A 13,520-nucleotide genomic window follows, 5' to 3' on the forward strand; every position below is an offset into this window, starting at 1 on the left:
CTATGAAATTATATCATTCGTCTAAGATGAAAAGTGGAATTTTTTATCTGAGCTTTATTTCTTATTGTCTTGGCATTGCTGGTTATTCTTATGCAGAGGATTACTTTGACCCAAAACTATTATCTTTGCAGTCAGGAATGGATCCGAACTCAATCGATTTATCTCAATTTGAAAAAGCCAATACGGTTCCTGAAGGTAAATACAATATTACGGTATTTATCAATAAAAAAGATATGGGAAGCATGGATGTTACTTTCGTAAAAGGCCATGATGGTGATGTTTCCGCTGAGTTCACTAAGTCTATGCTCGGTGAGTTTGGTGTGAATGTAGCCTCGATCCCAACGTTACAAAAACTTTCGGATGATGAAGCGATCACCGCATTAGGGGATTATATTCCCGACGCGTTTGTGAAAACAAATTTGTCTAAACTGAGCATGGAAATCAGTATTCCGCAAATTTATATGGATAACCGTGCTAATGGTTATGTGCCTGAAGGGCTGTTGGAAAATGGGATCCCTGCAATTTTGCTTTCTTATCAGCTCAATGGGAGTCACAGCCGTAATAAGTCCCAACGAGAAACTCAAAATAATGATAATGCCTTTTTAAGCCTGCGTGGCGGCGTCAATTTAGGGGCTTGGCGTTTGCGTTCAAATTATCGTTATTACTATTCGAATTCAGAAGGAAGGCGTAATTACACTAACCGCACGTCGACTTTTTCAAACACCTATGTGATGCGAGCCATTAACGCGTTACGGGGGGAGGTGTTGGTGGGGGAAAGTTCAACGGGCAGTAATGTATTTGACAGTATTCCTTTTAAAGGAATTAAGCTGTTTTCGAATGAAAAAATGCTGCCTTCCAGTATGCGTGGTTTTGCTCCTGAAATTAATGGCATTGCACAATCTAATGCGCGGATCACTGTCAGCCAAAATGGTAATGTGGTGTATCAAACTTATGTTGCACCGGGGCCTTTTAGCATTAAAGATTTATACCCAACGGGCTCTTCAGGGAACTTACAGGTCAATATCAGTGAAGAAGATGGTTCTGAAAGAACCTTTGTTTATCCCTATTCTTCATTACCCGTGATGTTAAGACCGGGTGGCATGAAATATGAAGTGACGGCGGGAGAATATAACGGCAATTTAACGCGCTCTTCTAAACGCGCTAAATTTTTGTTGGGTAGCTTGGTTTATGGCTTGCCTTATGATGTGACCTTATACGGTGGCTCTTTATTCTCCAAAGATTATTTTTCTGGGGTGATGGGGACGGGGATTTCGTTAGGGAATTTTGGCGCTTTGTCCGTCGATATTACCCATGCAGCAGCTTCTTTTGTCTCTGGTGATCGAAAAGAAGGTCAATCTTTTAGGATTAAATATTCAAAAAGCTTAACCTCTACAGGAACTAATGTCGATTTAACCGCATTACGTTATTCCACACGTCATTTCTTCAGCTTCTCTGATTTTAATACACATAATTATCAGCTCAATGATGGTGTGGCACCTTGGTTAGGATTACGCCAACGTTCTAGTTTCCGAACCGCGCTTTCACAATCACTGGGCAAATATGGCTCGATTTATTTAAGTGGCAGTCGTACCGATTATTGGGACTCCAATACTGAAACTACCCAATTATCGACAGGGTATAACGGTAATTTTAAAGGGGTGAATTACAACGTCAGTTATGCGATTGACTACAGAAAATCCGATAGCCGTAATGATTGGCCTAAAAACCATCAAATTTCTTTCAATGTGAATGTGCCTTTCAGTTTATTTACCAATGAAGAGCACTTACGAAATATGAGCAGTAATTATTATATTTCCAAAAACAACCGCGGTAACTATAGCCAGCAAGTCGGGCTGCACGGTTCATTATTGGACAGAGACTTGTCTTATTCTGTTTCACAGAGTATGGGAAATAACAACCAAGAAAGTAATAGCGCCATTAGTCTGAATTACAACACCTCAAAAGGCAGCTTTTCTGGGGGATATAACTATTCATCAAGTTCTTCTTCTGTGAATGCGGGCGTCAATGGTGGGATGGTGATCCATTCAGGTGGCCTGACATTAGCACGAACATTAGGCAATTCCGTGGTGTTAGTTGAAGCACCGGATGCGGATGGGACCTCGTTAAATCAAGGTAATGCAAAAATTGATATGTTTGGTTATGCGGTTGCCCCGAACGTGAACGAATACGCCAAAAATACCATTGGTTTGAATGTAAATACGTTACCCGATGATGTGACGTTACCAAAGACCTCGCAAAACGTTTACCCGACGAAAGGCGCGGTGGTTAAAGCGAAATTCCCAACACGTGTCGGGATGCAGGCACTGATTTCACTAACCTATCGAGACGGTGTGATCCCTTTTGGGGCGATTGCTAAGCTGGTTGATGATGAAACAAATGAAGAAAACACCAGTATTGTGGGTGATAACGGCCAACTTTATATGAGTGGGTTACCTGATTCCGGAACATTGCTGATCCAATGGGGAAATAGCCACAGTGCATCGTGTGGTGCTCATTATTCTCATTTGAAAGATATTGCAGTAACGGAAGACAACCCAATTAGAAAAATTAACTTAACGTGTCAGTAATCAGCGTGAAATGGCGAATATTAAATTTAGGAGTTAAATAATGGCATTGACTTTAAAAAGAAACGTCGTTAAGGCCATCTTAGCGTTATGTTTACTGAATAGCTCATTAGGGTTTGCTAATACTATTGATGTAACTATTCCACCGGATACAGAAGTATCTTATGTATCAATTAGTTCTAGTATTAATTTAATTGGCCCTACTGAAGATCCTAGGAATTGGGATGTATTTGGGATTATCTCTATAAGCCATGATGGAAACTATTGCCTAAATAGCGACAAACTTTATGAAGAAGATGACCAATATTACTTTCATTTGTTAAATAGTGACATGGAACATGTGGGTTATTTTTCATTAAGTTTTTTCGCTACATCCAGTTGGGTTGATTTAGATGGTAATCACGATAATGGTAGTGTAAGAGTTGTTAATGGTAAAGTTGTTCAGATTGATAATTTAGTGCAGTCTAGTTCATATGCATATTGTTACTCCCCATCAGAAAACCTTAATGGGGAACTATTTTCACCAAATGATGATCGAGTTACTGATATTACTGTAACAGGAGCAGAAATTAAATTTATATCACCGGATCTGGCAGAGCCTGGGGAATATTTTATAGCATTAAGTGATGGTACAATAGTTCCTCAACTATATGGTGCATCATTAACGGCAAAAGCAAACGGAACTACAGATTTATCTGAGATATTAGTTAGTTCTTTTAACATTGATGTTCTTGATGCTTGCACAATCGATGTGAATGGAAATACTTCATCTAGGTTTTATCTATCTTCTGATGAGTCAACAGGATTGGTTGATTATGAAAGAGTGACTGTTGAAATTGATTGTGATAGTAACATTGGAAATACTGTTCTAGGCTCTGTTCGATTGCAAACTGGGCTAATAAAAGACGAACCAAATAAGTTTTACTTAATTAATGAAGATTATGAAGATAATGGTTTATATATTGAAGGGATAATCAATCAGAATGGTTCAGACTGTGATGATGAGGGGGATATTTTATTTAATGGTGAAGCCTTTGATATTGATTTAGAACATAAATATGATAATTATAGTGGTGAGTTCACTATAGATTGGAATTTATGCAAAGATGAACACTATATTGAGCCTGGTGTTTATTATGGTGCTTTAGACTTATCTATATTTGCTAAGTAATGTAATTCCTCTCATATTGATTTAATATGAGAGGTTGCTATTTTAATTTATTTTTTTTGGTAATATTTAATTGAGTTATTGCTAATATATTCTTGGTTGATTTTTTAAATAAAAGATCACTTAATTAAGTGTTGGAATTTAATAAGTATAACTAGTAAGTTAAAATATAACAAATGTTACTTATTTCTTAATTTGAAATGGTTAAGTAGATTTTTTTTGCTGTTTTTAAACGGTTTGTTTATATGGAAATTATATTAATATCATTAAGTTACCTCTTCTAAAGTATTCATGTGGTGGAATTAGTAGTTTCAGGTGCCTGTCTTAATCTTCAATAGATTTTAACTTCATAATATTTTTGCCTTCATATTTTTCTATATTATAACTCCACATTATATCTATTCGCCCTGAATATATCAATTTTACGGCTGGTATCGTTAATTGATTCCCATTTTTAACGGGCTTTAGTATTACAACAACTTGATGTTCAACAATTAGGTTTTATACATAGCGATCTTCTCTGAGTACGCAATGAGTATGGATGGCGATTTTAAACTATGAGTCGTGTTTTTTAACGAAGGATAGTGCCCTTTCATCCAACGATGAGTATTTTATGTTATAAATCTTACGTCTAATTTGAACTATCGCTATAAATATTAAAACACATAATAAATGGGAGTAAATTTCCAATTAGCCACTTAAATTGTTCTTGAATACAGTAGGATGTAATTAGTTATTTGACTTAAAATAACCAAGTACATTCACTTATTTCTTACTATAACAGGCTAACTCATGGAAAAACAAATAATAAGCACATTGATTGAGCTTACCTTTAGAGGTAACGATGATGTCAAAATTGCGGCTATTTCTGCATTAGGGGATTATAAAGCAACGATTGAGCAACATAATGCTGTTGTAAGATTAATGGCGCTATGCAAGGATCCTAACAAAGAGGTGGCAGTATCATCAATTAGGTCATTAAGTAAGCTAGCCGGTTATTTTCCGGGGACAGAAAAATAATGAAATCTCTATGCTCATTTATTCCAATAAACAATTTATATTTTAAATATTAGATTCAGTGATAGGTTTATATTATTATTTTTTATTTACTCTTATAGAAACTTAAATGAAAGTTTTTTTCTATTTTATCAATTTAAGTTAATTATAAAAAGATGGTCAAATTAAGTCTTTTGTTTTCTATTTTTATCATCCAAATAAGATTATATAAACTTTAATAAGTTTGTGATAAAAATAAACAGCCACATTGTTATGCATTATTTATACACATAAGAGGTTTATAATGAAAAAGATTGTTATCTCTAGCGTTTTAGCTGCTATGGCAGCATTCTCTTTTAATGCGATGGCTGCGGACTCGAATATTGTCACGCCTGAAAAAATGACTTGTCAGGAATATATTAACCTGAACCCGCAAAGCTGGGCACCTGTTGCATTGTGGATCACCAATATGGATACACAATTTAAAGGTGGTGATTATGTTGCGTTAACAGAGCAAAGCGTTGCTGAAGCGCCACAGATTGTTGAATTCTGTAAGAAGCACCCTGAAGGTACGTTACAAGATTACTTAGCGTCAAAAAAATAAGTTAAATTTATGCCCTAGATAATTTCAATTTAGGTTAGTTGATAAGTGAGTAAGTCGTTAGGCACAGACAAAATGTTGTGGCGAATACGAGCGAACCTAATCAATAACGTTGTCACTTGAAATATTATGGGGAGTACAAAATCAAAGCCTTGTTAATGTGGTGTTTGTTTTTAGTTTATCAAAGGCAAACACCTTACTATTCGTTTTATATATCGTTTTAATTGGCTCGACAACGACATAGCGACTTAGTCATAACTTGTTATTGATGGTAGCTCAAAATCCGATAAACCTGCTTTTTGTCTGATCTCCTCCAGCATTTCTTTTTCTGATTTATAAATATTTTGCTTCTCCTATCTTCTTATCTGCCGAAAGTGTCTAAAAAAAGACATAATAATGATAATAGTTCTTAATAGTATGTTTGTTATCAGTTAAAATTAGCCGCTAATTTAGCCGGATAAAAAGCCGTAATGTTATCGGCCGCGGCTTTTAAAAAAACACGACAACCTATTAGGATCTTAGGCACATGAAAATTAAGCATCTTTGGATACTCTCTCCATGTTTTGCTTCATTTATTGCACCAGCAACATTCGCAGCAGAAAACAAACAAGATGAAATGACTGTCTCGGCAACGCGTTCTTATCGAAGTGTGTCGGAGATGGCCCAAACCACATGGGTTATTGATAATGTTGAAATTGAACAGCAAGCAGAAGGTGGAAAAGAGTTAAAAGATATTCTGTCACAATTGATCCCCGGTATGAGTGTTAGCGGTCAAGGACGTACTAATTACGGCATGAATATGCGTGGCCGCTCAATGATTGTGATGGTGGATGGCGTACGTTTAAATTCTTCGCGCAGTGACAGCCGCCAATTAGATTCTATCGACCCGTTTAATATTAACCATATTGAGGTGATTTCTGGCGCGACTTCTTTATATGGTGGCGGTAGTAGTGGTGGATTAATTAATATTGTCACCAAAAAAGGCCAAGAAGAAAAACAAGTTGACCTGCAAATTGGCGGAAAAACCGGTTTCAGTAATGGCAAAGATCATGATGAAAATGTTGCTGCGGCAATGAGTGGGGGTAATGAAAACGCCCATGGTCGTTTATCTGTTGCCTATCAACGTTATGGCGGTTGGTATGATGGCAAAGGTAAGGCAATTAATATTGATAATACACAAACAGGCCTACAATTTTCTGACCGCTTAGATGTAATGGGCGCTGGGGTTATTAATATTGATGATAATCAGCAGCTACAAGCCACGGTTCAATATTATAAAAGTGAGTCCGATGGCAAACATGGGCTTTATTTAGGCAAAGATTTTGCGGCGGTGAAAGGCCAAGGCGAAGCCTATAATAGCGGCAAATTAAACTCAGATCGTTTACCGGGTACTGAGCGCCATATGTTGAATTTACAATATTCAAATGGCGACCTTTGGGGGCAAGATTTTGTTGCTCAAGTTTATTATCGTGATGAATCACAAAAATTTTACCCATTCCCCGCTTTAAATAAAGCAAAGGATGTGACCAGCATTAGTGCTTCCGATCAAAAAACCAATTTCTATGGCACTAAGCTGACGTTTAATAGTGAGCCTGTCGATAATCTGACGCTGACTTATGGTGCTGACGCTGAGCACGAACAATTTCGTGCTAATCAAATGTTCTTTAATTTAGATAAAGCGAAAGAATCAGGTGGTATGGATTTGAAAAAAGCCTATCAAGTTGGGCGTTATCCAAGTTATACCACAACCAATATGGCCGCTTTCTTACAAAGCAGCTACGATATTAATCCAATATTCACTTTAAGCGGCGGTGTGCGCTATCAATATACCGAAAACAAAGTGGATGACTTTGTTGGGTATGCTCAACAGCAGCAAATTGCAGAAGGTAAGATAAAATCCGCCGATGCAGTACCTGGGGGGAACACTGATTATAACAATTTACTCTTTAATGCGGGTCTACTAATTAATTTAACGGAAGATCAGCAAACATGGTTTAATTTCTCTCAAGGCTTCGAAATTCCTGATATTGCAAAATATTATGGTACAGGGAAATATGCAGCAGCCCCTGATGCTAATGGGCATTTGGCATTAGAAAATAGTATTAATATTAATGATACTAAAGTTAAAGGCATTAAAGTTGACTCTTATGAGCTGGGCTGGCGTTATACCGGCGAGAACCTACGTACACAGATTGCAGCATATTATTCATTGTCAGACAGAAGTTATGACATTAATAATACGGATATGACGATTTATATGAAGTCAGATAAACGTCGTATTTATGGTGTGGAAGGAGCGATTGATTATTTCTTCGATAATAGTGATTGGAGTGTTGGTAGTAACTTTAACCTGCAAAAATCAGAAACCAAAGTAGATGGTAAATGGGAAAAATGGAGCGTTAAATTTGCTAGCCCATCAAAAGTCACTGCTTATGTGGGATGGGAGCCTAATGATTGGTCTCTACGTTTACAAAGCCAGCAAACCTTTAATGTTTCAGATGCGGATGGTAACAAGCTCGATGGCTATAATACCGTGGATTTCTTAAGCAGTTATTTATTGCCAGTTGGTAAAGTCAGTTTTGCGGTAGAAAATTTACTGGATGAAGATTACACCACCATTTGGGGACAGCGTGCGCCTAAATTATATAGCCCGAGTTATGGGGCAGCAGATCTGTATACCTATAAAGGTAGAGGAAGAACTTTTGCGTTGAATTATAGTGTGACGTTTTAAGTTGAATATTTTATGAGCCATCTTATTGATGGCTCATCTTTATGACTCAATGAGGTTATTGAATGAAATGGCTATTAACCGGATTATTATGCTTAGTCAGTGTAATTGCGTCAGCTAAAACGCCTACATTAATTACGGACTTACAAGGACGTGAAGTGAGTGTTGATCTTCCTGTCGAAAAATTATTTTTGATTGATGGAAGAGATATTTTGTCGGTCGATATTGCCGCGGGGCAAGACGCTTTTTCACGTATTGTTGGCTGGAGTGATTCGTTAGAACAGTACGCGCCTGATTTAAAGCAGGCTTATTTTTCTGCGGTTCCTGAGTTAGTCAAAATACCAACACTAAGAAAAACCCGTGAGACGGGCATTCAAATTGAGAAATTACTTGAGCTGGCGCCAGAAGTGGTATTAATGCATAAATCTAATTATGCAGCGATGCGCGATAGCCAATTTATGCCACAATTGGAAGCAGCAGGGATCAAGGTTATTTTTATTGATTTCCGTATGGATATCGCCAATAACACGCCAAAAAGTATTGTGTTATTAGGTGAATTATTAGGAACTCAGGAACGTGCAAACCGCTTTGCAAAATTGTATCAAGAAAAGCTAGCCGCCATTGAAGAGCAATTGAAAAAACCTTATCCATCGGTATTAGTTGAGGCTAATGCGGGTTTATTCACGGATAGTTGTTGTCAGCTCTACGGTCGGTCAGGTTTTGGGGTTTTAGCAAGCCTTGCGGGTGGTAAAAACTTAGTGGAAGACAAGTTTCCGGCTAAAGGTGCTGAAAGTTCAATTGAAAACATTATTACCCTAAACCCTGACTTTTATTTATTAACCGGTGCAGATTGGCAGAATTTTAATCGCCGTTCAACAGCCGTTAAACTGGGTTATTATGCAGATGCAACGGTTGCTAAAAAGCAATTGGCTAAGCTTGTCGATCGCCAAGGGATTTCATCGCTGACAGCGGTAAAAGATAAGCATGTCATGGCGGTTTACCATAATTTCTATAATAACCCAATGAATATTTTTGCTATTGAAGCCATGGCTAAGTTTATGCATCCGCAGACTTTTGCAACCTTAGAGCCAGAGCAAAATTTGCAGGAATTCTTACAGCAGTTTACGGCTATTAAAGCGAATGGGGTGTTTTGGATAGCCCTTTAATATACTCGTCATACTTTACGCTTTGCTGATGACGCTGACTCACACTCACACAAGTCTGTGCTCTAGCGCCTTAGTCATTTGTTGCCTAGCTGCACCCAGCGTTATTGACAGTCGCGATGCTATTTTAAGGCCGTGTTTCGATGAGACACGGCTTTTTTTATAGGCTAAATTTTTCAACTAAGTAATCAATAAAGACGCGTGTTTTCGCAGGTAGAGTGGTGCTATTGGGATAAAGTAGCTGAATATTCTGTGAAGGTAGATAAAATTCAGGTAATAAACGAATGAGACGCCCTGCATTAATATCATCATTGACTAGCCAATCAGGACAGATAGCGACCCCAAGAGAGGCCAGTACCATTTGCTGGATCACTGCCGCTGAATTCGATTCATATTGGCCTTTTATGATGGGAAGAGGGTATTTTTCCCCTAGAGTATTTTTTAGAACGTATTGTGTATCTTGCCAATTGAGTAATGAATGAGTTATCCAAGGAATTTGTGCTAAATCGTTAATACCTTTAACGGGATAGTGTTTTAATAGTTCAGGGGTCGCCACAATATAGATTTGGTATTCACCTATTTTGCGTATTTTTAGTGATGAGCTTTTTAAATTACCTAAACGTATCGCGAGATCTAATTTTTCGGTGACCAAATCATCTAATGATGAATTAAAGCTGTATTGCAGGCGTAACTTCGGGTAAAGGCGACAAAATTCAGGTAGTAAAGGCAAAATATAACGTTGGCCAAATTCATTCGTGGATGAAAAACGCAGTAAGCCTGTGACGTTTGTTGCTAAATTTTGGCTTCTTTCAAACGCTTCTTCTATCTCTAGTTGAATACGTTTAAAGTCATCATAAAAATGCTTACCCGCCTCGGTGAGGGCAATATTGCGCGTATTACGTATGAGCAGACTGACATTCAGCCGTATCTCTAACTGCTTGATATCAATACTGACCATAGACCGGCTCATGCCTAAAATATCAGCGGCTTTAGTAAAAGAGCCTGAGTCCACGACTTGCAGAAAAGTGGTTATTTGCTTAAGGTTTTTTTGCATAATCAGTCTGATTGTTTGTCATTATTAAACAATGAGTTTAATCCTCTTATATCGACAAAGAAAGGGGGAATACCTACTCTTGTGCGCCGGAGGTAGGTATGTCTTATCGATATAAAATCGCAACTGTTTTTTTAATCGGCTTCTTTATCGACTGTATTAATATTTTTATGTCAGCGATTGCATTGCCTGATATTGCTTCAGCATTTTCTACCAGCCAATCAATGGTGGCTTGGGTCGCTAATAGTTATATCTTAGGTTTAGTCCTGATCATGCCATTGAGTTTGTGGCTCGCTGGGCAATTAGGTAACCAGAAACTGCTCAGTATTTCTATGCTGTTATTCTCAGTCAGTGTTTTATTGTGTGGGCTGAGTCATTCAATTTATAGCTTGGTAGTTTGGCGTTTTATTCAAGGCGTTGCTGGTGGGCTATTGATCCCTGTGGGACAGGCTCTCGTTTTTGAGCTATTTCCAGGTAAAGAGCGCCATCGTATTTCAACTTTAATTATGGTTGTCGCTTTAACGGCCCCTGCATTTTCTCCAGCAGTAGGGGGAATGATTATTGATTCATTATCGTGGCGCTGGGTATTTTATGCTAATTTGCCTTTCTCATTATTTGCGGCAATCTTAGCATGGTGGTGGGTGAATAATGATGGGCGGCAACAAAGAGAAAAACCTGATGTGATAGGGTTGATTATGGTGAGCTTTAGCTTACTGTTCTTATTGTTATCCTTTTCATTTTATAACGACTATCATAGCCTTGTGCTGGCCGTAAGTAGCTTTCTATTTTCCGCTTTTATTCTGGTTTTATATCTTCAATACGCCAAAAAATGTTCGGCGCCCATTTTAAATTTTCAGTTACTCGTAAATAGCAATTTGCGTAATGCTTTTATTGTTTATTACGCAGTACCTGGTGTATTTACAGGTGTCAATTTACTCAATATTTTTAACTTACAAAGCAATTTGCATTTTAGTGCAGCTCAGGCGGGTATGTTTATGCTGCTATATGCCGCGGGGGCACTACTATCAATGCTAAGTGGTGGTTACCTCTATCACCAAGTTGGTAAGAAAACGCTATTTTTTGCAGGAATGACGACTCATAGCTTAGGAATAATGTTGCTGTTTTGGGTATCAAGTTATTCAGATTTGCCTCTACTCATTGCTGCTTATTTATTAATGGGGGCTGGTGGTGGGTTGTGTACTAATACCGCTCAGATCAGTGCATTAATTGATTTTTCAGGGAAGGATTTATTGCAAGGGAGTGTGCTATGGAATATTAATCGCCAAGTTTCGTTCAGTGTGGGAACGGTCGTGTTGGTATCTATTTTTAGTGTCGTCACCGTACAAAATGATTTATTACGCTATCAGTATACCTTCATGATAGCAGCGGTTGTCGGCCTACTATCATTAATCGCAGTATTAAAAGAGAGATAATTTATGAGTCACATGGAAAAAGCGTTGCAGAGTGTTATAGATCTACATATCTTGATTGAAAATGTATTTACTGGCAAAGATACGCATGCATTAACCCCTTTATTAGCTAGCTTTGATGATGCTTTTGCAATGGTGACAATTAAGGGAGAACGTATTGGTTTAGAGCAAGTGAATGAGTTGTTTAGCCAAAATATAGGCACAAGACCTTCACTTACAATTACATTATCAGATATTAAACCAATTTTTGAGCGAGGTGAGTATTGCTGGATACAGTATCAAGAGTTGCATGAAACCCCTGAATCAAGGCTGTTACGAACTGCTACGGTTTGTATTAAGGTACTTGGGGAACATTGTTTTTGGGTATATTTGCATGAAACTCCTATAAATAAAAACTAACTTACTTATTAAAGCGTTAGCGTATTTTGGAACAGTAGGCTAACGTTTTTTCATCTTCATTATCATTTTTAATCGAATTTTCGACATATTGGCTGGGGATAACTAGGATATTCCTTTATACATTAAAATGTTGCTCACATGTGCGAGCGACTATGCTGCCATCATTATCACTATTTCCAACCCAGTTAAAGTCATCACGCTACTTAATCATGGTATCGTTTTCCCTTTATTAAAAGACTAAGATAATAAGAATTAGATAATCACAGTTTGTTTTATGAGCATTTTTAACTTGTCGTTAGAATAAAAATCACCTATTAAGCGTAATTTTGTTATTAATGTTTTTTATTGGCTGTTTACTCTTAAATAGTCTGTGCAGAATTACAGTGGTTTTTAAATAAAAGGTAGCTGAAAAATTGCTATGATATAAAAATGAGAGTTATCTTATACGATAAAAAGTTTTGTACTGACGCTATTTGTCACTGAGTTTGATATTCTTTGTGTAATCAATATTAACCTAAATCATAGTTGGTGATAAAATGGATGACTATAAAAAAAATCAAGGAGTCAGATTAGCAACAATTATTCTCGAAGCATATCTTTATGGTGAAGTAGATAAGTATGAATTAGCCTCTCGTTTTAAAGTCAGCGAGCGGACGATTTATCGAGATTTGAATTCGCTAAACTTAATTTTAGAGCATAAAGGGAATTCAAAGTATGGTTTTTCGACAGTTGTCGAATATTATAAAATGATTTCTTTTTTTGGTATAGATAAGTATTTGCCTGATTTTAGTCAGTCTTTTTTGAAGAGTATTCCTGAGACTATTCAGAACAGAAGTGTTCTCATTAAATTTAATGGCATTGAGCATAAGATCAAGAGCTACTTAAAAACACATTATGAAAGAATTAGGTATGCAATTGATAATAAAAGAGAATGTCATATTTTGTATAAAAGCAAAAATCGGACAATATATCCATATAAGCTCATCTGTCACAATACGATTTGGTACTTGAATGCCATTGAAGAGGGGAAGCTTAAATCATTTTCACTAAATAGGATTGAATGGTTAGATGTCAGCAAAAAAACTTTTTTACCTGATAATAATATTGTCAATATGTTAATGGAGAGTAAAGACCCATGGACTAGCCATAATTATTTTCATGCTCGAGTATTGGTTTCAAAGTCGATAGCTGATTACTTCAAAAGAAGAGATGTTTTACCTAATCAGTGTATTGTTGATGAAAGTAGTGATTCTCTAACTATTTCATGCTCTGCGATGAGTGAAAAACAAATTTTACCTTTAATTCAATATTGGATCCCAAATATTAAAGTTTTAGAGCCGGAATGGTTAAAGATAAAGTTTGAACAAAACCTACGGTATTATATTAGTCAATTGTAACT

10 protein-coding genes are annotated in these 13,520 nt (G+C 37.0%); 9 read left to right on the top strand and 1 reads right to left on the bottom strand.

Annotated features, from left to right (window positions below):
• Nucleotides 1–2 precede the first annotated feature (2 nt).
• The 6 genes from PR699_RS14085 (at nucleotide 3) to PR699_RS14110 (ending at nucleotide 9,244) form a co-directional block, all read left to right on the top strand.
• Complete coding sequence (locus PR699_RS14085; RefSeq protein ID WP_237713149.1) at nucleotides 3–2,588, top strand: fimbria/pilus outer membrane usher protein; 2,586 nt, start codon at nucleotides 3–5, stop codon at nucleotides 2,586–2,588.
• A 40-nt stretch (nucleotides 2,589–2,628) separates the two neighbouring features.
• Nucleotides 2,629–3,756, top strand: a complete 1,128-nt coding sequence (locus PR699_RS14090) for a hypothetical protein (RefSeq protein WP_014657619.1) — start codon at nucleotides 2,629–2,631, stop codon at nucleotides 3,754–3,756.
• Nucleotides 3,757–4,545: 789 nt separating this feature from the next.
• Entirely contained in the window at nucleotides 4,546–4,773 is a 228-nt protein-coding gene (locus PR699_RS14095; RefSeq protein WP_014657620.1) for a HEAT repeat domain-containing protein, read from the top strand.
• 280 nt (nucleotides 4,774–5,053) lie between these two features.
• Nucleotides 5,054–5,353, top strand: a complete 300-nt coding sequence (locus tag PR699_RS14100) for an HdeA/HdeB family chaperone (RefSeq protein ID WP_014657621.1) — start codon at nucleotides 5,054–5,056, stop codon at nucleotides 5,351–5,353.
• A gap of 523 nt (nucleotides 5,354–5,876) precedes the next feature.
• Nucleotides 5,877–8,081, top strand: a complete 2,205-nt coding sequence (locus tag PR699_RS14105) for a TonB-dependent siderophore receptor (protein ID WP_014657622.1) — start codon at nucleotides 5,877–5,879, stop codon at nucleotides 8,079–8,081.
• A 62-nt stretch (nucleotides 8,082–8,143) separates the two neighbouring features.
• Nucleotides 8,144–9,244: an ABC transporter substrate-binding protein gene (locus tag PR699_RS14110; protein ID WP_014657623.1), complete on the top strand. Its 1,101-nt coding sequence runs from the start codon at nucleotides 8,144–8,146 to the stop codon at nucleotides 9,242–9,244.
• A gap of 157 nt (nucleotides 9,245–9,401) precedes the next feature.
• Here the strand turns inward: PR699_RS14110 and PR699_RS14115 are convergent, their stop codons facing one another.
• Nucleotides 9,402–10,295 (bottom strand): LysR family transcriptional regulator, encoded by an 894-nt coding sequence (locus PR699_RS14115; RefSeq protein ID WP_014657624.1) that lies wholly within the window; start codon nucleotides 10,293–10,295, stop codon nucleotides 9,402–9,404.
• A 98-nt stretch (nucleotides 10,296–10,393) separates the two neighbouring features.
• On the opposite strand from PR699_RS14115, the gene PR699_RS14120 reads away from it, so the two are divergent.
• From PR699_RS14120 to PR699_RS14130, 3 genes are all read left to right on the top strand, one after another.
• On the top strand, nucleotides 10,394–11,725 hold the full coding sequence (locus PR699_RS14120) for an MFS transporter (RefSeq protein ID WP_014657625.1): 1,332 nt from the start codon (nucleotides 10,394–10,396) through the stop codon (nucleotides 11,723–11,725).
• A 3-nt stretch (nucleotides 11,726–11,728) separates the two neighbouring features.
• Nucleotides 11,729–12,121, top strand: coding sequence for a hypothetical protein (locus PR699_RS14125; protein ID WP_181710236.1), 393 nt, complete (start codon nucleotides 11,729–11,731; stop codon nucleotides 12,119–12,121).
• 536 nt (nucleotides 12,122–12,657) lie between these two features.
• Nucleotides 12,658–13,518: a YafY family protein gene (locus tag PR699_RS14130; protein WP_014657626.1), complete on the top strand. Its 861-nt coding sequence runs from the start codon at nucleotides 12,658–12,660 to the stop codon at nucleotides 13,516–13,518.
• Nucleotides 13,519–13,520: the final 2 nt, after the last annotated feature.

Source organism: Providencia sp. PROV268 (genome assembly GCF_028477805.1).
Classification (GTDB): Bacteria; Pseudomonadota; Gammaproteobacteria; order Enterobacterales; family Enterobacteriaceae; genus Providencia; species Providencia stuartii.